General features: G+C 61.9%; 23 protein-coding genes. 15 read left to right on the plus strand and 8 right to left on the minus strand.

All coding sequences use genetic code 11. The annotated features are described in order from the left end of the window. Positions 1-90: 90 nt before the first annotated feature. From FHR94_RS18770 to FHR94_RS18795, 7 genes are all read left to right on the plus strand, one after another. Positions 91-1,308, plus strand: a complete 1,218-nt coding sequence (locus FHR94_RS18770) for a CaiB/BaiF CoA transferase family protein (RefSeq protein WP_183328190.1) — start codon at positions 91-93, stop codon at positions 1,306-1,308. An 11-nt stretch (positions 1,309-1,319) separates the two neighbouring features. After that, positions 1,320-1,454 (plus strand): hypothetical protein, encoded by a 135-nt coding sequence (locus FHR94_RS19920; RefSeq protein ID WP_281376088.1) that lies wholly within the window; start codon positions 1,320-1,322, stop codon positions 1,452-1,454. Between the two features lie 4 nt (positions 1,455-1,458). Then, the gene (locus FHR94_RS18775; RefSeq protein WP_183328192.1) at positions 1,459-2,679 is read left to right on the plus strand and encodes an MFS transporter; all 1,221 of its coding nucleotides are present in this window, start codon (positions 1,459-1,461) and stop codon (positions 2,677-2,679) included. A gap of 309 nt (positions 2,680-2,988) precedes the next feature. Next, on the plus strand, positions 2,989-4,074 hold the full coding sequence (locus FHR94_RS18780; RefSeq protein WP_183328194.1) for a patatin-like phospholipase family protein: 1,086 nt from the start codon (positions 2,989-2,991) through the stop codon (positions 4,072-4,074). Beyond that, positions 4,074-5,522: a GntP family permease gene (locus FHR94_RS18785; RefSeq protein WP_183328196.1), complete on the plus strand. Its 1,449-nt coding sequence runs from the start codon at positions 4,074-4,076 to the stop codon at positions 5,520-5,522. The genes FHR94_RS18780 and FHR94_RS18785 overlap by 1 nt, the downstream gene beginning before the upstream one ends. Positions 5,523-5,833: 311 nt before the next feature. Further along, the gene (locus tag FHR94_RS18790) at positions 5,834-6,076 is read left to right on the plus strand and encodes a hypothetical protein (RefSeq protein ID WP_183328198.1); all 243 of its coding nucleotides are present in this window, start codon (positions 5,834-5,836) and stop codon (positions 6,074-6,076) included. 22 nt (positions 6,077-6,098) lie between these two features. Beyond that, entirely contained in the window at positions 6,099-6,407 is a 309-nt protein-coding gene (locus FHR94_RS18795; protein ID WP_183328200.1) for a monooxygenase, read from the plus strand. Positions 6,408-6,423: 16 nt separating this feature from the next. On the opposite strand, the gene FHR94_RS18800 is transcribed toward FHR94_RS18795, so the two are convergent. Then, positions 6,424-7,095 carry a cupin domain-containing protein gene (locus FHR94_RS18800; RefSeq protein ID WP_183328202.1) on the minus strand — a complete coding sequence of 224 codons (672 nt, stop codon included), beginning with the start codon at positions 7,093-7,095 and terminating at the stop codon, positions 6,424-6,426. 207 nt (positions 7,096-7,302) lie between these two features. After that, the gene (locus tag FHR94_RS18805; RefSeq protein ID WP_183328204.1) at positions 7,303-8,298 is read right to left on the minus strand and encodes a serine hydrolase domain-containing protein; all 996 of its coding nucleotides are present in this window, start codon (positions 8,296-8,298) and stop codon (positions 7,303-7,305) included. 365 nt (positions 8,299-8,663) lie between these two features. On the opposite strand from FHR94_RS18805, the gene FHR94_RS18810 reads away from it, so the two are divergent. The 5 genes from FHR94_RS18810 to FHR94_RS18830 all read left to right on the plus strand — a co-directional run bounded on the left by FHR94_RS18810 (position 8,664) and on the right by FHR94_RS18830 (position 10,988). Further along, positions 8,664-8,912, plus strand: coding sequence for a type II toxin-antitoxin system Phd/YefM family antitoxin (locus FHR94_RS18810; protein WP_183328206.1), 249 nt, complete (start codon positions 8,664-8,666; stop codon positions 8,910-8,912). Beyond that, on the plus strand, positions 8,909-9,295 hold the full coding sequence (locus FHR94_RS18815) for a type II toxin-antitoxin system VapC family toxin (RefSeq protein WP_183328208.1): 387 nt from the start codon (positions 8,909-8,911) through the stop codon (positions 9,293-9,295). The genes FHR94_RS18810 and FHR94_RS18815 overlap by 4 nt, the downstream gene beginning before the upstream one ends. A 109-nt stretch (positions 9,296-9,404) precedes the next feature. Then, positions 9,405-9,932, plus strand: coding sequence for a helix-turn-helix domain-containing protein (locus tag FHR94_RS18820; protein ID WP_183328211.1), 528 nt, complete (start codon positions 9,405-9,407; stop codon positions 9,930-9,932). Continuing rightward, positions 9,929-10,660 (plus strand): AzlC family ABC transporter permease, encoded by a 732-nt coding sequence (locus FHR94_RS18825; protein ID WP_183328213.1) that lies wholly within the window; start codon positions 9,929-9,931, stop codon positions 10,658-10,660. Before FHR94_RS18820 ends, FHR94_RS18825 begins: the two co-directional genes overlap by 4 nt. Continuing rightward, positions 10,653-10,988: an AzlD domain-containing protein gene (locus FHR94_RS18830; protein WP_183328215.1), complete on the plus strand. Its 336-nt coding sequence runs from the start codon at positions 10,653-10,655 to the stop codon at positions 10,986-10,988. Before FHR94_RS18825 ends, FHR94_RS18830 begins: the two co-directional genes overlap by 8 nt. Before the next feature lie 138 nt (positions 10,989-11,126). On the opposite strand, the gene FHR94_RS18835 is transcribed toward FHR94_RS18830, so the two are convergent. Next, entirely contained in the window at positions 11,127-11,402 is a 276-nt protein-coding gene (locus tag FHR94_RS18835; RefSeq protein WP_183328217.1) for a YrhK family protein, read from the minus strand. A 297-nt stretch (positions 11,403-11,699) separates the two neighbouring features. On the opposite strand from FHR94_RS18835, the gene FHR94_RS18840 reads away from it, so the two are divergent. Further along, on the plus strand, positions 11,700-12,896 hold the full coding sequence (locus FHR94_RS18840) for an IS4 family transposase (protein ID WP_183328219.1): 1,197 nt from the start codon (positions 11,700-11,702) through the stop codon (positions 12,894-12,896). Positions 12,897-12,989: 93 nt separating this feature from the next. Further along, positions 12,990-14,108: an IS5 family transposase gene (locus tag FHR94_RS18845; protein WP_183328221.1), complete on the plus strand. Its 1,119-nt coding sequence runs from the start codon at positions 12,990-12,992 to the stop codon at positions 14,106-14,108. Positions 14,109-14,147: 39 nt separating this feature from the next. Here FHR94_RS18845 and FHR94_RS18850 read toward each other — a convergent pair whose 3' ends face one another. After that, positions 14,148-14,582: a PIN domain-containing protein gene (locus FHR94_RS18850; protein ID WP_183328223.1), complete on the minus strand. Its 435-nt coding sequence runs from the start codon at positions 14,580-14,582 to the stop codon at positions 14,148-14,150. Beyond that, positions 14,579-14,821 carry a FitA-like ribbon-helix-helix domain-containing protein gene (locus FHR94_RS18855; protein WP_183328225.1) on the minus strand — a complete coding sequence of 81 codons (243 nt, stop codon included), beginning with the start codon at positions 14,819-14,821 and terminating at the stop codon, positions 14,579-14,581. The genes FHR94_RS18850 and FHR94_RS18855 overlap by 4 nt, the downstream gene beginning before the upstream one ends. Before the next feature lie 326 nt (positions 14,822-15,147). Between FHR94_RS18855 and FHR94_RS18860 the strand changes: the two genes are divergently transcribed. Continuing rightward, positions 15,148-15,465: a DUF4143 domain-containing protein gene (locus FHR94_RS18860; protein WP_183328227.1), complete on the plus strand. Its 318-nt coding sequence runs from the start codon at positions 15,148-15,150 to the stop codon at positions 15,463-15,465. Positions 15,466-15,796: 331 nt separating this feature from the next. Here FHR94_RS18860 and FHR94_RS18865 read toward each other — a convergent pair whose 3' ends face one another. From FHR94_RS18865 to FHR94_RS18875, 3 genes are all read right to left on the minus strand, one after another. Further along, on the minus strand, positions 15,797-17,611 hold the full coding sequence (locus FHR94_RS18865) for a UvrD-helicase domain-containing protein (protein WP_183328229.1): 1,815 nt from the start codon (positions 17,609-17,611) through the stop codon (positions 15,797-15,799). After that, positions 17,598-19,508, minus strand: a complete 1,911-nt coding sequence (locus FHR94_RS18870) for an AAA family ATPase (RefSeq protein WP_183328231.1) — start codon at positions 19,506-19,508, stop codon at positions 17,598-17,600. The genes FHR94_RS18865 and FHR94_RS18870 overlap by 14 nt, the downstream gene beginning before the upstream one ends. A 129-nt stretch (positions 19,509-19,637) precedes the next feature. After that, positions 19,638-22,886, minus strand: a complete 3,249-nt coding sequence (locus FHR94_RS18875; RefSeq protein WP_183328233.1) for a type I restriction endonuclease subunit R — start codon at positions 22,884-22,886, stop codon at positions 19,638-19,640. Positions 22,887-23,135 lie beyond the last annotated feature (249 nt).

Consider the following 23,135-nt stretch of genomic DNA (forward strand, 5'->3'; position numbering starts at 1 on the left):
GAGCGGGACGGGCGGTGGCGTAGGTCGCCCTGCGGGCGACTCGCTATCCCTCCCGGCACTAAAAGTACCGGGTATCCCGCGAAAAATCTGATGAATGAACACGACACGCAAGCCCCGATGCCCCTCAGCAACATCAGGATCCTCGAACTCGGCCAGTTGATTGCTGGCCCTTACTGCGGCCAAGTGCTGGCTGATTTCGGCGCTCAGGTGATCAAGATCGAACCGCCCGGCAAGGGCGACGCCATGCGCCAGTGGGGAGAAGCCGACCAGGATACGGGCGAGCCGCTGTGGTGGAACGTCATCGGCCGCAACAAGCAGTCGGTCACCCTGGACCTGCGCCAGACGCGCGGCCAAGACCTGCTGCGCGAACTGGCCAGCCAGGCCGACGTGATCATCGAAAACTTCCGCCTCGGCACCATGGAGCGCTGGGACCTGAGCTACGAGTCGCTCGTCCGCGCCAATCCCGGCCTGGTGATGGTGCGTGTCACGGGCTTCGGCCAGGACGGCCCCTATGCCTCGCGAGCCGGCTTTGCCTCGGTATGCGAAGCCATGGGCGGGCTACGTTACCTGAGCGGCTACCCGGATCGCCCGCCGGTACGCGTGGGCATTTCCATCGGCGACACACTCGCTGGCCTGCATGCGGCCCTAGGCACCATGATGGCGCTCCACCAGCGCGAGCGGACCGGTCGCGGTCAGGTGGTCGATAGCTCGATCTTCGAGTCGGTGCTGGCAATGATGGAGAACCTGATTCCCGAGTACGCTCGTGCGGGCAAGGTGCGCGAACGCAGTGGCAGCTTCCTGCCGGGAATCGCGCCCTCCAACACCTATCCGGCTCGCGATGGACGCGATGTGGTCATCGGCGCCAACCAGGACACCGTCTTCCGTCGCCTCTGCGAGGCCATGGGCCAGCCCCGCCTGGCCGATCATCCCGACTACGCTACCCACCGCGCCCGTGGAGAACACCAGCAGGTTCTCGACGACCTGGTGGCCACCTGGACACGACAGCACGATGCCCAGCAGGTGGTCGATATCCTCGCCGAGGCCGGGGTCCCGGCGGGGCTCGTTTATCGCGCTCCCGACATGTTGGCCGACCCGCACTTCAAGGCCCGTGAAGCGATCGTCGAGGTACCCGACCGCCATGGCAAGCCACTGCCCATGCAGAACGTCTTCCCACGGCTCTCCGATACCCCCGGACGCGTGCGACAGGTGGGCCCCCAGTTGGGCGAGCACACCGAGGCCGTCCTTTCCGACTGGCTTGGGCTGGCCCCCGATGCCATCGACGCCCTGCGCACCGATGGCGTGATCTGAAGGAGACTGCCATGGATTCCGTCATTGTCCGGGTCGTTCTGGTGGGGCTGATCGCTATCGGCTTGCCGATCTTTCTGGTGCTGGGCCTGTCCGGCGGCCAGACCGCCAGTCACCTGCGCCAGGTGCCGCAGGACCGGGTAAGCTGAGCCCGTGCCGATCATCGTCCTGCTGTCCACGACCCTGGTTCTGGCCTTCTCCTCACTGGTGGCGCTATTTCCCGCCGCCATCGCCCCGGAGCTAGCCGGGGCACTGGGCGTCTCCTCCGCCACGGTGGGCCTGCAGGTCAGCCTGATCTTCGCTGGTGCCATGATCACCTCGTTGGTGGGCGGCCCCCTGACCCGACGCCTGGGCCCCTGTCGCACCAGCCAAGTCTCCCTGGCCTTGCTGGGCGGAGGAGCCGCCCTGCTGACGATCCCGGCCCTGCCGAGCTTCGCCCTGGCCTCGCTGATCGCCGGGTTTGGCTACGGCATGACCAACCCGTCTGCCTCGGTGCTGCTGGTGCGCTTCACGCCCCCCGAGCGGCGCGGGCTGATCTTCTCGCTGAAGCAGTCCGGCGTGCCCCTCGGCGGCGTGATCGCCGGTGCCAGCGCTCCCGCCCTGGCCCTGGCGGTGGGCTGGCAGGCCGGGCTGCTCCTGCTCGCCGCCATCGCCCTGATCGGCATTATTGCCCTGCAAGGGCTTCGCGCAGGCTGGGACGACCAGCGCGATCCGCGCACGCCCTGGCTGGCCACGCCCTTTGCTGGGCTCGCCGTGGTGTGGCGGCAACGCTCGCTGCGCAACGTCGCCCTGCTCAGCCTGTGCTTTTCGGCGATCCAGCTCTCGGTCTCGGCGTTCACCGTGGCGCTGCTGGTGGAGGACCTGGCCTTCGGCCTGGTGGAAGCGGGGCTGGTGATGTCCGGCGTGCAGATCAGCGGTGTGGCGGGACGCATCGGCTGGGGCTGGGTCGGCGACCGGCTCGGCGACCGCCTGACGGCGCTAGCCGTCATCGCCTGCACCACCGCCGTCGGTGCCCTGCTGGTGGCGAGCCTGACGCCGGCCTGGCCCAAGCCACTGGTGGCGGGCCTGCTCTGCCTGCTGAGCCTCTCCTCGCTGGGCTGGAACGGCGTTTTCATGGCCGAGATCACCCAGCTGGCCCCACCCCGCCACATCGCCGACGCCGCCGGTGGCTGCCTGGTCTTCACCTACGGCGGCGTGCTGCTTGGCCTGCCCACCGTCACCGCGCTGCACGGCCTGCTCGGCCACTACACCACGGTCTTCGCCATCCTCGCCGGGGTCTCGCTGGTCGGACTCTGGCTGATCCGTCAGGCGAGGAAGGCTAGAGAGGGGGAAACGGCCAGCGCGGCTCGTGCCAGTGAAGCGGGCTTATCGTGAAGCCCACTGCGGTGCTGCGCCCTGGCAGGGAGTGCTCTCACCTCAGATTGGTCACTCCCCCTGGACCATGACATCCGCTCCGGCGGGTTCAGCCTCGAATCAGCCTGGCGCCGGGTGGCACCTGATGATGATGCAGCTCGTGGCAGTTGCGGGGAGGCGGCCGCTGACCGGCCGGACGATCCGGATACCAGATCCGGCACTCATCGGGCGGGGGCAGGTGGCCTTGGGGCACGGCCGAGTCAAGAAGAGACAGAGGCTGACAGACAGCCTACACTGCGCTGCAGCATTCATGCTTGCACAGGAGCGATTATGGCGACGGGCCAAAGGAAACGCATCGATCTGGCACTGCAGGGCGGCGGCTCGCATGGGGCCTTGACCTGGGGCGTTCTGGATCGTCTGCTGGAAGAAGATCGGCTGGAAATCGACGGGATCAGCGGCACCAGCGCGGGAGCCATGAATGCCGTGGTGCTGGCCGACGGGCTACACGAGGGCGGTCGCGATGGTGCTCGTGCGGCACTGCATACCTTCTGGAAGGCGGTCAGCGATGCGGCACGCTTTTCGCCCGTTCAGCGCAGCCCCTGGGACCGGCTGATGGGTAACGACAGCCTCGACCATTCACCGAGCTATCTGCTTTTCGAGAGCCTCACGCAGCTGATCGCCCCCGCCAAGCTCAACCCCCTTGCCATCAACCCGCTGCGCGACCTGGTACTCAAGTTGGTCGATTTCGAACGGGTCAACGCCTGCCGCAAGGTCAAGCTGTTCGTCACCGCTACTAATGTGCGCACCGGGCGGGCAAAGATATTTCGCCAGCCCGAGCTGACGGTCGATATCGTGATGGCGTCGGCCTGCCTGCCCTTCATGTTCCCGGCAGTGGAGATCGATGGCGAGGCCTACTGGGACGGCGGCTACAGCGGCAACCCGGCGCTCTATCCGCTGGTCGACGATCAGGGCTGCCGTGACCTGGTGGTGGTCCAGGTCAACCCCCTCGTGCGTCGCAAGCTGCCCGACAGTGCCCGGGAGATCATCAACCGGATCAATGAAATCACCTTCAACTCGAGCTTGATCAAGGAGCTGCGCAGCATTCAGTTGTTGCATCAATTAATCGAGGCGGAGGGGCTGGAACTCGAGAGTTACCGCGCGATGCGCCTGCATCTGATCCATGCCGAGCACGATGCCGAAGCGCTGAGCGCCTCCAGCAAGATGAATGCCGAATGGGACTTCATCTCCCGCCTGCATGCCCAGGGTCGCGCCTGGGCCGGCCGGTGGCTGGAGGAGCACTTCGACGCCCTGGGCGAGCGCTCGACCTTCGACCTGAATGCGGTCTTCGCGGACACGTTTCGTCCGGTCTCGGCACCGGATGCAACACCCCCAGGACATACCCAAGGGAACAGTTGATGATCGGTATCACGGCGATCGCCATTGCGTTGCTGCTGTTGATGTATCTCGCCTATCGCGGCCTCAGCCTGTTGATCCTGGCGCCGGCCCTGGCCGCGCTGGTGGCACTGGTCTCGGTCGACACCCCGCTGCTGGCCAGCTACACCCAGGTCTTCATGGGCGCCGCGGGTGATTTCATCGTCCGTTACTTTCCGCTGTTCCTGCTGGGAGCGGTGTTCGGCAAGTTGATGGAGGATTCGGGCAGTGCCGAGGTACTGGCGAGCGCCATCGTCGAGCGCCTGGGCGACTCGCGCGCCATCCTGGCGGTGGTACTCTCCTGCGCGGTGATGACCTATGGCGGCGTCTCGCTTTTCGTGGTGGCCTTCGCGGTCTACCCGATCGCCGCGGCCCTGTTTCGCCAGGCCAGCCTGCCCAAGCGGCTGATCCCCGGCACCATCGCCCTGGGAGCCTTCACCTTCACCATGACGGCGCTACCGGGTACGCCGGCCATCCAGAACGCCATTCCCATGCCCTATTTCGGCACCACCCCCTTTGCCGCGCCGGGGCTTGGCATCCTCACCGGGCTCGTCATGCTGGTGTTGGGACAGGCCTGGCTGAACTACCGGGCCCGTCAGGCCCGACGGGCCGGAGAAGGCAGCGACGAACACCACGACGATCCGCAGGTGGTCGGTAACCTGCGCGAACACGCGGCAGGCGAAGGCTTCGACTTGGCCGAGGTCGCCCCTCGGCAGCCCTGCGGCTCGCTGCCCTCCCTGCCACTGGCGCTGCTGCCGATCGTGCTGGTCATCGCGCTGAACCTGCTGTTCACCGCGGTGGTGATCCCGGCCATGGAGACGGGCTACCTGGCCGAACCGCTGTATGGCGCGACCAGCCTCGAGGCGGTGCGCGGGGTCTGGTCGGTGATCGCCGCCCTGGTGATCGCCATCGGGGTCATCATCCTCACCAACCGGCAACGCCTGAAGACCCTCACCACCACCCTCGACAGCGGCGCCAATGCCTCGCTGTTGCCGATCTTCAATACCGCCAGCCTGGTCGGTTTCGGTTCGGTGATCGCGTCGCTCGCGGCCTTCGACACGATCAGCGCCTGGGTAACCTCGGTGGGGGGAGACAACCCACTGATCTCGCTCGCCATCGCGGTCAACCTGCTGGCGGGCATGACCGGATCGGCCTCGGGCGGCATGAGCATCGCCCTGGCCACACTGGGTGACGCCTACCTGGCCATGGGCCAGGCAGCCGGCATTGCGCCCGAGTTGATGCACCGGGTCACGGCAGTGGCCACCGGCGGACTGGATGCGCTACCGCATAACGGCGCGGTGATCACGTTACTCTCCATCTGCGGCTTGTCGCACCGCCAGGCCTATCTCGATATCGCGATGGTCGCCGTCGTTGCGCCCCTTGTCTCGCTGGTGCTGCTGATTACCGTGGGCACCCTGGTGGGTTCGTTCTGAGGCCGGCGGCGTTGTCCAGTAGCTCGCGCTTCCACTGGCTTACCATGGTGGGATGGATCTCGAAGCGGGCAGCGTTTCGATGTGGTCTGGTCGACCCTGAGGGCGGCGAGGGCCACCTTGGCCTTGAAACCGGCAGTGTATCGTCTGCATTTCCTTGCTCAAGATCCGTTTCTCCTGTCGGAATGATCAGAGCTTAGCGCCTGGTACGAATTTCGGGGTCCACTTCACCCCTTGATGCTTGGGTCCCGCACTCGCCCCGCCTGCGCAAAACACCGATACTGGTGGGAAGACAATGCAGCCGGAGCCTTTCCATGAGCGACCACGAACGCACCGTCATGGCCTTCGACGACCAGGGCCGCGAGGTGATGATCGACATCCACACCAGCGTGAAGGAACTCAGCGAGCTCGCCCACACCGGCGCCGTCGAGGGTGAGCCTACCCTGCATACCCGCGAAGGCCACCCGGTCACCTACCTCGGCGGCGGCGAGTTCTCCGTGGCCCTGCCCGGTGAGGACGCCACGATTTTCCGGACCGACGACCCCGAATTCGTCTAGCCGACCCGACCAGGAGGTCCTCATGGCCGCGATTCTTCAGGTGCATTTTCCCTTCGACGGCCCCTTCGGCAAGGCGATGGTCGAGGCCATGAAGCCGCTGGCCAAGTCCATCAATGACGAGCCCGGCCTGATCTGGAAGATCTGGACGGAAGACCCGAAGGGCCAGCGCGCCGGTGGCGTCTATCTGTTTGCCACCCGCAAGGAGGCCGAAGCCTACCGCCAGATGCATACCGCCCGCCTGGAAGGCATGGGCATCAGCGGCATCGAGGCGCAGGTTTTCGAGGCCAACGAGGCACTCTCGGCGATCAACGGCGGGCCATTGGAAGGGTAGACACGACGCGATACGCCTACCCCTCCCCGATCACCTCGGCCAGATGGCCGGTCTTGAGATAGACGCTGACGCCCTGTGCGCCGGCGACGATCCGCGGTTGATCGCCGACGGGCAGGCGGATCCAGCTACCCTGGGGGTAGGGCTCGCCATCGGCCAGGAGCTCCCCGTCCAGCACCAGCAGCTCGGCACCGTTCACCGCCTCGGCGAGCAGGGCTTTCCCCGGTGCCAGGCGGTGCAGGCAGACCCGCTCGGCATCGCTCGAGAACAGCGGGCAGACCTCGCAGCCATCGTCCTCGCGCCGCCAGGAGGCCGGATCGCGGGTGTCGATGCGCACCCGGCGGTCTTCTTCCGGCGGCATCTGCCAGAGCTTGACGAAGAGGGTGGCCCCCTCGCGGCTGAAGGGCTCGTGGGCCGAGCCCGGCGGATTGCGCACATACCAGCCGGCCGGATAGTCGCCCCCCTCGTCGGAGAAGGTGCCGGACAGCACCAGGATCTCCTCGCCACCGGGATGCCCATGGCGCGGGAAGTGGGAGTCGGGCGCGTAGCGCACGATGCTGGTGGCGCGGGCCTTCTCGGCCCCCAGCCGGTCGAGCATCACCCGTTCGACGCCGCCCTGGGGGGCGGTCAGCCACTGGTACTGTTCGGGGGTGACGGAGGCTCTCTGCGAGAAATCGGCATTGATGCGCATGGTCGCTCCTCCAGGCATCTGATTGACGGGCCAGCTTGCCGAGACAGCGACAGCCGGCTTGTTCCGCGGGGATTTCCTTTCAGTGTCGGCCGGCCATAACGCCGTCGTCCACATCCCGGATTGCGCTGCCTTTTATCACTGGCGATTCGCCGACACCGACTAGGTGCGCAGCTTCGACACGTTGATCGTCGCCATGGCCTTACATGGTCAGACAGCCTCCACGATCCGCTCCACCAATGCTTGCAGGTCGCCGAAGTGTCCGTCACTACGGGCCGGGCGGTGGGGATCCGAGGTAATCGCAATGGACAGGTGCCGGTCAGGCACAACGACCAGCATCTGCCCGCCATAGCCCCGCGCGTAGGCAGCCTGCTGCCCCGCGTAACGCGTCAGGAACCAGCCATAGCCGTATTGATCACCGGAGAACGGCGAGCGTCCGCGTGGTTGCCACGACGTCTGAATCCAGCCTTCGCTGATCACACGCCGTCCATCAATCTGGCCGCCGTTCACTATCAACTCGCCAAGCCGGGCCAGTCCCAAGGGGCTGATCGCCATCTCATTGCCACCCAGATAGCGCCCCTGCGGATCGGTGACCCAGGGCGGGATGGCGATATCCAGCGGGTTGCCCAGCCACTCTCGCGCCAGTCGAAGCAGGCTATGGCCTGACGCCCGCGAAAGCGCCGCGCCCAGAATATGCCAACCGCCGGTGGAATAGATAAACCGGCCACCCGGCCGCCCCTCCAGCGGGCGAGTCAGCGCATAGTCGACCCAGTCGCTGCTGGTGACCCACTCGCCATAATGCTCGCCCGAGGTACTCGCGAGACCGGCTTGCATGCTCAAGAGGTGCCCGATCGTCAGGCTGTCGCGCGCATCCCCAAAGGGCTCACGGTCCAAAAGCGGCAGGACACGCTGATCGGGGCCATCGAGGAGCCCTCGGTCGATGGCGATGCCTGTGAGAAGCGCAACGAGGGTCTTGGAGACTGATTTGATGTTGGCCGGCCGATCCAGCGCCGGGCCCCGGAACGCCTCGGCAAACAGACGCTGACCGACCTGCTGCACGACAAGCGACCGAAGCTGGTCCAGCCGCTCGGCCTTTGCAGCGATCGCTTCGAGCCCGCTCTGCGCCGACACACGGCCCCCCAATAGCGGCATGATCAGCATCGCGGTGCTGGCTTTCAGCAGCTGTCGTCTGGTTAGCCCCTGCATACGGGACAGTCTCCTCTTGGCATTCGCCTTGTGTGGCAGCCTCTCCATCTCATGCCGTGCGACCGGGACCCGTGGCGGCGGCACGGTTACCGCCAGCGCTGGCAGTGATCTCCCCCGGCGCTGCCTTCACCGCCTCGTTGCGCAACTCATCTGCCAGCGGCCCGCGTGCGTCGTCCGGCGGTGCACACGATTTCCTATGCTCCCATCACGCCGATCCGTGTGGTTAAACGCGTATCACCCTGGACGTCCTCACGCCGTGGCTCCTTCCCCGGCACAGGGAAGAGAAGGGGCGACCTTGGCGGATTCTGGCCAGGCAGATTAGCCTAGACCAATCTAGTTTAGTCTTAACGCACCAGGAGCTAGGTATGGATATAGTGAACATCCACGAGGCCAAGACCCATCTCTCACGCCTGCTGGCCCGTGTCGCCCAGGGGGAAAGCGTGGTAATTGCCAAGGCCGGTCGCCCCATCGCCAAGCTGACGCCCATGGATGCCCCCGCGAGCGGCCAGAGCCAGCGCTTGGGCTTCCTGAAAGGCGCCTTCGAGATTCCTGAGGATTTCGACACCATGGGGGGCGACATCATCGCCGATGAATTCGAGGGCTGTCCCAGATGATTCTGTTGCTGGATACCCACCTGCTGCTGTGGGCGGCTTCACACCCCGAACGGCTCTCCGAGACAGCACGTGCGCGGCTTCTCGACGAGTCCAACGAACTCTGGTTCAGTTCGGCAAGCATCTGGGAAATCACCATCAAGGCCGGCCTCGGGCGGGAAGACTTCAGGGTCGACCCCTACCTACTGCGCCGAGGTCTGGTGGACAACGGCTATGTCGAACTCCCCATCACCAGCGGCCATGCCCTGGCCGTACACCATCTGCCCCCTATCCATCGCGACCCGTTCGACCGCATGCTGATCGCCCAGGCGGAAAGCGAAGGCATCCTGCTGCTCACGGCAGACGCCACGGTCGCCCGCTACCCCGGCCCGATCCAGCGGGTTTGATACCCCTCGCCCTTGCCTCCCGCCCCTTGCCCGGCCAGCAAAGCGGTTGACAGGCCCTTGTTCCTTTTATAGAACGTTCGTTAAAAGGAACATCTCGAGGCCACTCTTCATGGACCCGCTCTCCCTCGGTACCCTGGGCCGGCACCTGCAGGCCTTGCGCCTGGCGCGAGGCTGGTCGCTTTCGCAGCTGGCCGCCGCCGCCGGCATCGCCAAGTCGAACCTGTCGCGCCTCGAGCAGGGCAACGGCAATCCCACCCTGGACACCATCTGGCGCCTGGCGGTACAGCTGAAAGTCCCCTTCGGCACCCTGGTGGCGCCGATCAGCGTGCCCTTGGGCGAGGACGGCGTGGAGGTACGCCTGCTTGACCAGGGCAAGGACACGCCCCAGGTCGACGCCTACTGGATGCGCTGCGCCCCCCATACCATGCGTCTCGCCGAGCCTCATACCCCCGGCGCCCAGGAAACCCTCACCCTGATCAGCGGCGAACTGGAGGCCGGGCCTGAGGGTGAGACTCGGCCGCTCTCCGCCGGCGACAGCCTCACCTTCGCCGCCGACCGGCCCCACCTCTACCGCACCGGCGATGCTTGGGCCACGCTGCTGCTCAGCGTCGTCTATCACCAGGAGCCCACCTCATGAGCCTGCAAGCCGCCACCTCCCCGGCCCGCCCTTGGTTGACCGGCATGCGGGAGGCCTTTCCGCTGCTCGGCGGCTATGTGCCGGTCGCCATCTCCTTCGGGCTGATCGCCACCCAGGCCGGCTTCAGCGCCTGGGAGGCCGTGATCATCTCGGTGCTGTTCTACGCCGGGGCGTCACAGTTTTTGTTTGTCGGCATGATCGCCGCCGGCTCGCCGCTATGGCTGGTGGTGGCCATGACCCTGTTGATCAATGTGCGTCATGTGGTCTACGCGCCCAACCTGGCGCCCTGGCTGACGTCCAGCCGCGGGTGGCCCTGGCTGATGCACACCTTGACCGATCAGGTCTTCGCCCTGGCCCACGCCCGCCTGCCTCAACTGCCGGAAGCGCAGCGCCTCGGCTGGTTCACCGGCGCCGCCCTGCTGGCCTGGGCGAGCTGGATCGGCGGCACGGCGCTGGGGGCCGTGGCCGGCGGCGAACTGATCGCCCGCTGGGCCCTGATGGGCGAGATCCTGCCTTTCGCCCTGCCCGCCCTCTTCCTGGTGCTGGTAGCACCCCGTTTCACCTCCCGGCGCTGGAGCCTGGCGCTGGGCATGACCATCGCCGCCGCCCTGCTGCTGACGCTTGTGGGACTGACCAACGTGGCGATTCCCCTCGCCGCCGCCTGTGGCGCGCTGTGCTTCCAGGTCGCGAAGTTCGGCCCTACCGCAAAAGGAGACCGCCATGAGTAGCGCCCTGTGGATCGCCGTGCTGGCCGCGGCGCTGGGTACCCTGCTGATGCGCCTATTGCCGCTGCTGTGGATGCAGCGCCGCCTCGAGCGGCTCGGCGACGCAGGGCCCGAGGCCATGCCCCAGTGGCTCGGCCTGCTTGGGCCGCTGATGATCGCCGCCGTGCTCGGGGTCTCGCTGGTGCCGGTGACACCCGGCCCGCTTGCCTGGCTCGCCACGGCCATCGGCGTGCTGGTGACGCTGGCCGTGTGGTGGCGCAAGCGTACTCTGGGCTGGCCGGTGGCCGCGGGGGTGGCGGCCTACGGGGCGGTGGTGATGCTTCTCGGGTGAACCAGCAACCCGCAATTGGACGGGCCATTAGCCAGCAACTGGACGATGTAATAACCCGCAATTGGACGCTACACTAACCAGCAACCGGACGCTGCTGGCGAATCGGGGTACGTCCTCGATTTCCGTCACGGAGCCCTGTTACTCCTTCCGCTCGAGCTCTTCCACCTTGCCCATCGAGGCCAGCTTGATATCGCGCCAGGTGCGGATGGTGGGCTTGAAGGCGAACAGCACCGAGCCGACGATGAAGCACCAGGTCGCGACGGTATGCAGGCTCTCGTAGAGGAACAGCACCGAACCGATCAAGAAGGTCGTCGCCGCACCGAAATCGACGAAGGTATAGACGAGCTCCCAGACAGCGTAGAGCCGACGGGTGCGAGGGTTCTCCTCGCGGCGGTCCCTGTCGAATAGTCGCATGTTCTCCCCCTTCGGCGGTGATGGTCTCCGGGTCGCTCCAGGCCTGCTCATCGGCAGGCGACCTGGCTATTTCGACGGTCGAGGCCCGTCGGCAGGCAGGGTCATGTCTATCACTTGGTCGGCGGGTACGCCAAGTCGCGAGCCTCGAGGTGATCACACCCGCTGCCAGGAAATCGGGGTACGTCCCTGACGTACCCCCAGGAAATGGACAGTAAAATCAAAAGGATATAATTGAAAAGGCCTGCATGGGCCGGCATGTTGTAAGTCGCCAAACACACAATATGCCGAAGGAGACCCATGCAGGCCCCTCGATTCTTGCATACTCTGCTTACCTCATCACTCCCCGTGGTCCATGCCAAACGCCTGCAGGCACTGCTCGACACGGTGGGGGCCCTGTTGGGCGAGCGCCGCCTGGGCTTGACTGCCCTGGGCCGCGCCTTGCCGGGACCGGTGGATACCAAACACACCATCAAGCGGGTCGATCGGTTGCTGGGCAACCCTCACCTGCACCAAGAGCGACCGCTGTTCTATTGGCTTGTGGCTACCCTGCTGGTCGGCCACACCACGCGCCCGCTGATTCTGGTGGACTGGTCGCCGATCGATGATCGCGGCCGGCAGTTCCTGCTGCGCGCCGCGGTGCCCTTTGCCGGGCGCTCACTGCCGATTTTTGAAAAGGTCCACCACAAGGACGGTTGCCAGCACTGCGAAGCGTACTTGCTCGCGGCCTTGGCCGAGATCCTGCCTGACAGCGCCACGCCGATCCTGGTCACCGATGCCGGCTTCCGTAACCCGTGGTTCAAGGCGGTCGAGGCGCGTGGTTGGTACTACGTTGGCCGGGTACGCAGCCCCACGCGCTGCCAAGTGCCTGGCGGTGAGTGGCAGCCCGTAACGGCCTTGTTTCAACAAGCGACCTCAGTGCCGCAATCGCTGGGGTCTGTCGAGATCGCCGAGAGTAACCCGCTGACCACCCACATGGTGCTCTATCACCGGCCACCCAAGGGTCGCAAGCATCGCAATAAGCGAGGCCAAGTCTCCCACGAGGGCCGCAGTCGGGCGATGGCCCAGCGCCAGAAGGAACCTTGGGTGCTGGTCAGCAACCTGCCGGAGCGCTCCACGCTGGCGGATAAGCTGGTCGCTATCTACCGGCAGCGCATGCAGATTGAAGAAGGCTTCCGCGACATCAAGAGCCCCCTGTTCGGGCTGGGCTTCGGCATGCACCGATCTCGGCAGGGCAAGCGCATCGAGATCCTGCTGTTGATTGCCATGCTGGCGAACCTGGCCGTGATGGTGGCCGGCCTGGACGTCCGAGCCAGCAGGCAACACCGTCGCTATCAGAGCAACAGTATCCGGCACCGAAACGTGCTGTCCGTATGGCGCTTGGGACTGGAGTGGCTTCGGCGTCATCAGCCGGGTGCCGTGCCCTGGCCCTCCTGGGAAATCCTCCGAAAGAGCCTTCGCGAGGAGGTTAGGGAGCAGGCATTATGCGACGAATAGCACATAACTCGTGGGGATTCGTCAGAAGGTGTTTACAAAATAGTCTATGCTGTGCTGATATATATTTTGGGATATACAAAGGCAGGGCAGTAGATGGCGAAACGAGGTCCTCCAAGCAAGATCCAGGAACGGGAACTTGCGGTCATACGTGAAATTATCACTGAGAAACCAGAGTCAAGCCTTGGTGAACTTCGTGATGAACTTGCTCGCCGAACCGGCGTAAACATTCATGAGGATCACCTATCTAAACAGATGAAATATCATGGCTTTAAGCGCATAAGAGGGCCGTCGACTACAGAGGATTCCCCGCCCAGAACAGAGGAACCCTCTCCCTATGGGTACACTGACCAACATCGTCACCAAGCCCCAGAGCAGCAGTATCCAAGCTGTTTAACTGATGCTGAGTGGGGGCTTGTATCAGACATCTTTGAAACGGAAGGTGGCCGTGGAGTTCCTCCGCGTTACCCAAGGCGCCTACTTGTCGATGCCTGCTGTTACGTGGTCAGGAGTGGCTGCTCGTGGCGGATGTTGCCAAAAGAGTTCCCGCCTTGGCAAAATGTATATCGAACTTTCCGGCGATGGAGCGCAGAGGGAAAATTCGAAAAAATGCATGACCGGTTACGTACGCAGTGGCGTGAACGAGAGGGGCGAAATGCGGAACCAACTGCAGCAGTATTGGATGCTCAATCAACGCGTCACTCCCCTCAGGGAGGCGAGAGTGGATACGATGCAGGGAAGAAGGTAAAAGGCCGAAAACGACATGTATTAGTTGACACGCTAGGACTTGTTCTAGCGGTTAGTGTCACAGCTGCCTGCATCCAGGACCCCCATGGCGCGCATCCTGTCATGGCCAGCGCAGTAGAGAAATATCCTTCAATATCAAAGGTTTTTGTAGATAGTGCTTATGCTGGTCAATGCGCCCAAACCATAAATCAACAACACGGAGTTTCAGTCGATATCATTCGACGTCCTAGGAGTGGAAAAGTAGGAAGCTGGTGTCCTCCTGAGCAAGAAGACCTCTTCACCCAGCCTACGAATATGCATGGTTTTGTAGTTCAACCCAAACGATGGGTAGTCGAGAGAACCTTTTCTTGGATAGAAAAGTCTCGGCGGCTGATCATGCACCATGATCGCCTCACTGATGTATCTGAGGCGTGGGTTTGGCTGGCATCAGGTAGGCAACTTTTGAAGCGATTGACCAGCACCACTTGAATTTGTAAACACCTTCTCAGGGTACGTCCCCATTTCGCCTCATGGCTCCCCAGCGAGATGTCGCCATGGGTCGACAAGCGAAACCCCGAGCGACTCGAAGTCCCTGGTGTTGCGAGTGGCAAGCACCGCCTGATGCAGGAGACAGATCGCACCGATCTGGGCATCTGCCATCTGTACCGCCCTGCCCGCCTGTTCGCTGGCGGCAACGCACTCGGCATAGCAAACCGCCGCCTCGGCATCGAAGGCCAGGATGCGACCGGCGAAGTCCTCCTCGAACATGGCGGCAGCAGCAGACGCCAGGGCGCGCCTGCGCCGCCCCTCCGGCAAGCGCTGGATGCCGTAGAGAATCTCGGCCACGGTGATCGCGGTGATGGCCACCGAGGAAGGCTCCTGGGCATCCAGCCAGGCGACAACACGCGGCTTAGGAGCAATGCGCATCAGCTCGGAGAGCACGTTGGTATCCAGAACGATCACTCTTCGAACTCCGCCGCGCGCGGCCGCTGCTGGCGGCTTGGCGTCTTCAGTTCAACCCCGCCCTCTTCGGCGAACCTCTGCCGGATTCGGCTTCCTAACCCCTGCTGCGGCACTGGCGCCAGCGCGCGCCGCAGGATCAGACGCACCTCTTCTTCCATGGAGTGCCCATGGCGCGCCGCCGCCAGGCGGAGCTCGGCCTTCAGCTCGTCATCCAGGTTGCGAATCGTGATGCTGGCCATGCCTGCTCTCCTGAAGCATCATCAATGCAATCCATGATAGCAACACGAACCAGAAGTTCATCGCTGGCATGGTGAGGGAATTGGGGTATGAGGGAATTGTGGTACGTCCTCGATTCCTCGGGAAACAGCCGGTTGAGCCGCGAGAGGGACATCGGGGTACGTCCCCGGAAATCCTGCAAGCTGCACCTCATCGATACCGGACTGGCCGCTGCCCTGACGCGACTGGCGCCAGACCAGTGACTGACCCAGGCGGAACGCTTCGGTGCCTTTCTGGAGAGTCACGTGGTCGAGCAGCTGATGGCCCAGGCCTCCTGGGTCGACCCGGATTGCGCTTCTCCCACTACCGGGACAAGGACCAGGCAGAGGTCGACCTGGTCATCGAGCGCGGCCAGGAGCTTTGGGGCGTAGAGGTCAAGCGCGCCGCGAGCGTACAGGCCAAGGACGCCGCCGGCCTCGCCCGCCTTGCCGACCAGGCTGGCAAACATTTCCAGGGCGGCATGCTGATCTACACCGGTCGCCACTGCCTGAAGCTGAAGGTGCCGGGCTGCTACGCCGTCCCCATCGGCATGCTGTGGGGAGAAGAGCCCGGAGTGTTCATGTCCAGTGAGACTGCCCGGCAGGCTTTGACCGGTCAGGAACAGTGATTTTACTCAGCAGCAATGGACAGAGAGGAACGATAAAGCATGGTGGGCCCAGCAGGACTTGAACCTGCAACCAAGGGATTATGAGTTCGCTTTTAAAACAATAAGTTACTGACACACAAGAAAAAGAAACGGTAATCAAGCGAAAGGTACAGTTCTTTTGAATCAGTAGGTTAGCGAAAGGTGAGGATAGCATACGAAGCTGGTATCTGTACCGGTATTGTACTCCGAAGAGTGATGAAGAGTGATGAAGAGTGATCCAGTACACCCGTGGCTAGACAGCGTGGTGGCTCTCGATGGCCGAAGCGATGATATTCGAGCGGCTTAGCACCTTTCATTCGTCAGGAAGCAGTAGGACACAGGGATCACTATTCGGGGTCAGTATAGTTGTCTGGCGTTTTCCCCTGGTGACGCTGACACGGAAGTTCTGGCGTGCTTGGTCATCTACTTGATCCCGGGAATTGAAACGCACGATGCGGTCGCCATTGTAAATGATCTGGCCTCTCTTCATGCGTGGCCAGCCTTCGAAGATAATAACTTCATCAAACTGTTTTCCCTTGGCTTTATGCATATTCATCACGATGACACCAAACTCAGGCTTCTCGCTCATCGAAAAGTGCTCCTGGATAAAGGCTTTCCGTGTTATCGCTAGTGCATTGCGATAGTTGCCGTTGTCTCTCCAATTCTGTGAAAGCTCTTGGCGAAGCTGCGTGCCACGATCCAGGATACGTACGTTGCGCACCTCGCTCGAAACCTCTTGCAGACGCTTGCATGCACCATCTTCCAGAACCCGTCGCACTGCACGCCAGTCCTTGTCTGGGTTACCCGTCAATTTGATGGCACAGGCCTGCTCATAGACAGCGATCATATTGACAAGGATGCTATTCTTACGCATAGCTTTTCCCGCGGCCTGACATGCCAGCAACTCTTCATAGGCCTTGCGAATATTTGTGGCCTCCTTGAGCGCACTTTGCGTAGGTTTATCACCGCCCTTCCCCTGATAGTAATTGCACATCAGGCCAATAAATTGAGCGAAGTGCCGGCCATCATCGGGCTGCATCAAAAGCGCTATGATCTCGGCTCCGAGAATAGCCGCTTCCATTTCTATAACAGCGGTGTGCGGCACTTCGGCCATGCTGTCAGGTGGTTTACGCAGGGCATCCGACACCATCCGCGTCATCTTCTTGGTCGGAACCAGAATGGCCAATGACCAAGCGCTGACACCAGCATCCAAGAGGCGTTTTCTAGCTCCATAGACCCCCGTAATCAGCTTTGTCATCGCTAGATTATGGATTGAATCAAAGGTATCGAAGTCGATCCCACTGTATGAATCTTTCCGGAATGTTCCGGTGAGTATGTCGTTGCCGAACATGGCAATCTCTGTTCCAGCACTGCGGTGGTTGTCTGTGCTGAGATCTACCTCTTCCGGTTTAAAAGCTTCTCGAAAATGGTCAAGCCGTGCAGGATTGGCACCGATCCAATCATAGATACGCTGCTCCGGATCCGCGAGCGCAATGAGACGACAAAATTCGCCAAGCGCCTGGATAACACGCCACTGTTCGCTATTGGTGTCCTGAAACTCATCAAGGATGATGACAGGATACATGTTAGCGATAAGGCAACGAATACGTGCACTACTGTGCAGAAGGTCGCCGACGTGGGGGGCGAAGAGATCAAAGCACACACGCCCTTCTTCCCTTGCAAGGCGCGTACGTTCGGCTTCTTCGGCCACCTTCTTAGCAGCCTTCTGTTCGTCGGTGAGTTTTCTGGCTGGAAAGCCGGACCTAACGTCCGCGAGGCTGATCGCTTCACTCGGCGGCGTGAGGATGGACAGCCGCCGTGGCAATCCGATAAGATAACCATGGGCCTTAAGGATGCGCCAGAAAAAGGAATGGTAAGTTTCGACGTTGATGCCTCGCCTTTGAGCGGGAGGAATCTGCTGCTCATAACTAATTGCTTCGACCACTCGGGATACTGTTGCGCGAGCGAAGCTGAGGAACAGAATTTTCTGCCACGGGCGAAGGTTTCGTTCAGCTATCTGTGACGCCTTGAGGATGGAAATGGTGGTCTTTCCTGACCCCGGCCCGCCGGTTACCAAGAGATGGCCGTAAGCCTCTATGACATCTCGTTGTCCTTTAGTCAGATCCATCGGCACCGTCCTCTAGGTTTGAGCCTGTTTCAGTGGGCGCACCGTCTTCATCGCCGGCCACTGGGTCGCCCCATAAGAGCCGGAAACCTTCAATATCAAGTGTACAATAGTGATTTATCCTTTGGCATGCACTCTTGAGCCAATCTGGCATTTCAGATTCACTGCATTGAGCAAGAAAGTCTGCAATCCCCCAGTTCGCTTTAGAGCGCGCAAAATAATCTGCCAATGCTTCTTCCGCATATTCTTCAGGTTCGGGGTATTTCTTAGCCAGGTACTGCGGCCAGTCAATTTGCTGTGCGAAACGCTTCAGGGCTGACTTGGACGCGCCTTTCAACACCATGTTCTCGAAACCTTTTTCGCCATGCATCAACAGTAGCTCGACCTGAGCTTGGATCAAGGCTTTGTTATCGGCTTCCTGTTTATCACAAATTGCGAAGACATTCTTTCCAAGCTCTCGATAAAGCTGTGCGATTCCAGGTATATTACTCTCACCGTCGGCATCAACGACACAAACCCCCAAAGCCTCAAGAGAAGAATATAGGTCAGGCCTTAGCTCAGAAAGAATGCGGCAAGCCACTGGAAACGCCGATGCTTCAGTTGCTCCTTCAGCAACTATAATCCGGCGAGCGAGCAACCCCTCGCAAAAGCGAGTACGGAATTCTTGCCGGTAACGCTTTAGCTTTACATTGGCAGGAAGAGTAATTAATTTCCGTGCAAGAAAGCCTTCAGCATCGCGTGAAAGTACAACCGTATCTTCAATGGAAAACTCTTCCAACACATAAGGAGAATGAGATGTAAAGAGAGTTTGGGAGGCTAGCCCACAAACTTCATGGACAATACGTTTCTGCGCATATGGAGGTATCGCCGTCTCTGGCTCTTCCATGGCGAAAATAACATTTTGCTTGCTTTCTGCAATCTGGGAAAGCATTGCAAGAACGAGCATATTAATGGTTCCCGTTCCTTGACGGTAGAACGGCGCCGAGTGTTCTCCTTCACCTGTAGCAATGAAAGCAGTGATGACCTTACGCAGATGCTCACGGGTTAGATGTGATACTCTTAGATGGGGCTCGACTCCCCATTCTTTTGGAACATACCTTTTAAGAGCCGTATTGATACTCTCGAGCACAGACGAAACGCCTAGATTTGGGTCACTCGCCACAGGGATATCGGACAAAGTGCAGAGGGTGTTCTCCCACATCTGAGGCCGGACTTCTTGAAGGCGTAATATAATATCGAGCAAGCTGCCTCGCTCCAAGCTCAAGGCCCGGGAGCCCGTCCGTAAAGTACGGAGATATAAGAAACCGCATACCTGCTTATACTTCCTAGAGAATCCCACAGGCTTATCAGCCTCGATAAGACTACGAGTGAAATAGGTATTTCCCTCAAAATCATCTTCCTCATCGTCGTACCAGCCATGAAAGGTGACGCGAAGGGCTTCAGTGATAGTTTCACCATCAACGCCCTCAGGGTCCGGAGATTCATAAAAAATATCAGCTGATGCATCCCAAAATTCTATATAATCTCCAAACGTCGCATTCTGCTCTTCGGTAAGATCGGCAACAGTCACCTCAATCTCAATTTTCGGTGCCTCTTCTTTTTTTTCCACTTCATCGACAGTAGGGATAGGGATGCCATCATCACCCTCTACCTCTACCTCAGGCCCACTATCACCTTGAAATGCACCGGTTGTTAGCGTATAGACACCTCTAAAAAAGTCATGCTCGTCGATGGCCGGACGCCGATTAAGTCGATCGGGACCTAGGACCAGATCGAGCGCTTCTAGGATTGTTGTTTTTCCAGTATTATTGTCGCCGATAAAAACGCCATGTTTGGGCAGTAGAAGCGTCGCCTGCTTTATGCCTCTAAAATTATGAATTTTTATACGAGCTGCACGCACGACTCACCCTCCTTTTCGACTATCGATTTTCAGACCCATTGATAAAATCCACCAAAAACCAGAAGCAACAAGGGGCAATTACCGACCAAGATTTAAGCACGGCTACTCACAAACCCAAAGGTAATTGCATTACACACTTAGTTCTGGACCTTCCCGAGATCTACCCGCCAACAGCTTGAGGATCAACAGCGCAAACTGCCTTCCCGTCTCCTCATCCTCCAGCAACGGCATGCTGAGCTTCTCGTGGTCACTGAGAGCATCAAGAACGGCGTCGGTGACCTTCTTCGGGAAGAGGCCATGCATCACCTGGTCCTCGCTGTGGTGGCGCACCTGAGCCATTACCGCTTCGTCGCGCTCGATACGGTCGGCGATGCCATTGGCGAAGTGCAGCTTGTCGTCATCGCTGACCTCGGCGCCGTAGAGGTCGTTGAGCCGGTCGATGATCTCGGCCAGGCGCTGCTTCTCGGGATCAAAGGGCTTGCCGGAGCCCACCTCGCTGACCGGGGTGAGGCCGTAGTCGCCCTCGGCCTCCTCCAGGCGCAGGCGCTTCTCCTCGCGCTTGGTGAGGCGGTAGTGGGTTAGTTCCAGCTCGCTGACATCGATGCTTTCCTCTTCCAGCAGGCGGTCGGTACGTAGCAGCGGATGGAGATGGCGGGCGAAGACACACAGCTGCTCCAGCTCGGGGTCGTCGAAGGTGACGATCTGGCTGAGGAACTCGTAGGTGCGCACGAAGCTCTGCAGGTTCTTGCGGAACAGGTCGAGCTCGTCGCGGGTGGTGCCGGCGTCCTTGAGCTCTTGCTCGGCGCGCTGGCGGCCCTTGTCGTCGCCATTCTGTTCGGCGGCCTGGCGAGCCTCCTTCCAGATCTGGAGTTGCTCCAGGGCCAGCTGGTAGCGCTGCTTGAAGCGGTCCTGGGCGGGACGGCAGTGGTAGCTGAGGCTCGAAGCGGGCGCCTTGGGATCGAAGAAGGCCTTGGCGAAGGCCTTGACTTCTTCCCAGTGGTAGATGCCGCTGGCGTCCAGGCTGCGCTGCAGATCAAAGACCACGTTGGGGTCGGAGACGTCGGCCAGCTCGGCCTTGCGATAGTAAGGCGCAAAAGCGTCGAGGATCTCCTGCTCGTCGTTGTAGAAGTCGAGGATGAAGGTCTGCTTGCCGGGAAACAGCCGGTTGAGCCGCGAGAGGGTCTGCACGCAGTCCACACCCTGGAGCTTCTTGTCCACGTACATGGCGCAGAGCTTGGGCTGGTCGAAGCCGGTCTGGAACTTGTTGGCGGCGATCATCACGTTGTAGTCGTCGGTGTCGAACGCCTCGGCCAGGTCACGCCCCTTGAGCCCGGGGTTGAGGAGCCGGCTGGTCTCGGTGACCTCCTCGGGGATCACCTCGTCGGCCGGCACGCTGCCGGAGAAGGCCACCATGGGGTGAACGTCGGCGTAGCCCTGCTCCTCGATGTACCGGCGCATGGCCAGCTGGTAGCGCACCGCCTCCTGGCGGCTGGCGGTGACCACCATGGCCTTGGCCTGGCCATCGAGCAGGTGGCGCACGTTGTCGCGGTAGTGCTCTACGATCACCTCCACCCGCTGGGCGATGTTGTAGGGGTGCAGGCGCACCCACTTGGCCAGGGTGCGCGAGGCCTTCTTGGAATCGACCTCCTGGTCTTCGCCCTCGGGGTGAGCGAGCTTCCAGGCGGTGCTGTAGGTGACGTAGTTCTGCAGCACGTCGAGGATGAAGCCCTCCTCGATGGCCTGGCGCATGGAGTAGAGATGGAACGGCTCGGGCTTGTTGTCGCCGCTGGGCGGAAGATCGGGATCCGGCGGGCGCCGGTTCGCCGGCCGACCGAACAGTTCCAGGGTCTTGGCCTTGGGGGTGGCGGTGAAGGCGTAGTTGCTGATGCGCTCGCTGGGGCGCCGTGAGGCCACGGCGGCGTCCAGCATGGCCTCGGCGCTCACTTCCAGCTCGCCGCCGCCCTCACGCTCGCCCTCATCATCCTCTGCAGCCTTCCCCGCGGCCGCCAGCAGCGCCTTGAGCTTGCTGGCCGAGCTGCCGGTCTGCGAGGAGTGAGCCTCGTCGGCGATCACCGCGTAGTTGCCCTCGGCAAGCTGCGGGCGCTTGTCCAGGGCATCGAACAGCGCCGGAAAGGTCTGGATGGTCACGATAATGATGCGGGTGTTGCTGGCCAGGGCCTCGGCGAGCTGCTCGGACTTGCTCTGGCTGCCGATGTCACGGGTGATGGGTCGCACCACGCCGTGGGCGTGCTCGAACTGGTAGATGGTGTCCTGGAGCTGGCTGTCGAGCACCGTGCGGTCGGTGACCACGATCACCGAGTTGAACAGCTTCTTCCCGTCCTCGGCGTAGAGGTTGGCCAGCTGGTGGGCACACCAGGCGATGGAGTTGGACTTGCCGGAGCCGGCGCTGTGCTGCACCAGGTGGCGGCGCCCCGGCCCCTCGGCCAGGGTGGCCTGCACCAGGCGGTTGACCACCTCCCACTGGTGGTAGCGAGGGAAGATCAGCGTCTCCCTGGTGGTGCGGTGGCCGTGGAAGTCCTCGCTGGTCGTCTTCTCCAGGTGCAGGAAGCGGCCGAGCACTTTCAGCCAGGCGTCCGGGGCGAAGACCTCCTCCCATAGGTAGGCGGTGGCGTAGCTGGCCTCGTCCGGCGCGGGCGGGTTGCCGGCGCCACCCTCCTCCGTGCCGCGGTTGAAGGGCAGGAAGAAGGTGTCCTTGCCGGCCAGCCGGGTGGTCATCGCCACCTCGGCCTGGCTCACCGCGAAGTGGACCAGGGCGCCGCGCTTGAAGGTCAGCAGCGGCTCGGGCTTGCGGGTGACGGGATCCTTGATCGGGCGGTCGAAGCGATACTGGCGCTTGGCGTTCTCCACCGTCTGCTTGAACTGGCTCTTGAGCTCGAGCGTCGCGGTGGGAATGCCGTTGACGAACAGCACCAGGTCGAGGCGGGGGTTGTAGCTGTCGCCGCCGCCCTGGCCCTTCTCGCGGGCGTGGGGCGAGTAGGAGACCTCCGGCACCACCCGCAGACGGTTGGCGCGATAGCGGGCCAGGGAATCCGGGTTCATGCCGTGGTCGGGCTGGAAGCTGCACAGGTCGAACTTCACCCCTGGCACCTTGAAGCCGTGGCGCAGCACCTCCAGGGTGCCGGCCCGCTCCAACTCGCGGACCACCTTCTGCACGAACACCTGCTCCGGCGCCTGGGGGTTGGCCTTGCAGAACTTCTCCCAGCGCTCGGGCCAGGCCTCGCGCACATAGCCGAGCAGATCCTCGGTGTAGAGCGCCGAGGTGCGCTCAAAGCCGCCGGCCGTGCCGGCCTTCCAGCCGTGGGCCGTCATGGCCTCGATGATGTCCTGCTGAAAGCGGGCTTCCCTGCTGTCCGCCATATGATCCCCTGCGAATCAGTCTTTATTTTCCCCAGCCTACCCCGGCCTTGCAGGCGATACAAAAAGTAACCCCCCAAGGTGCGCTTCCATGAGAGGCGTGGGGGGTGTTGTTGACACAGTATGGGGTTGCCATGACCATAACCAGATCGATCGGCTAGGTTTTGTCCGAAAAGTCTGCCCGGAGGCAACGGTCTATGCACGCCAGGCATACCATGGCCCTGAAGCTGCTGGCCAATTTGTCGTATCGCG

Origin of the sequence: Halomonas cerina (assembly GCF_014192215.1) — a bacterium.
Taxonomy (GTDB): domain Bacteria; phylum Pseudomonadota; class Gammaproteobacteria; order Pseudomonadales; family Halomonadaceae; genus Halomonas; species Halomonas cerina.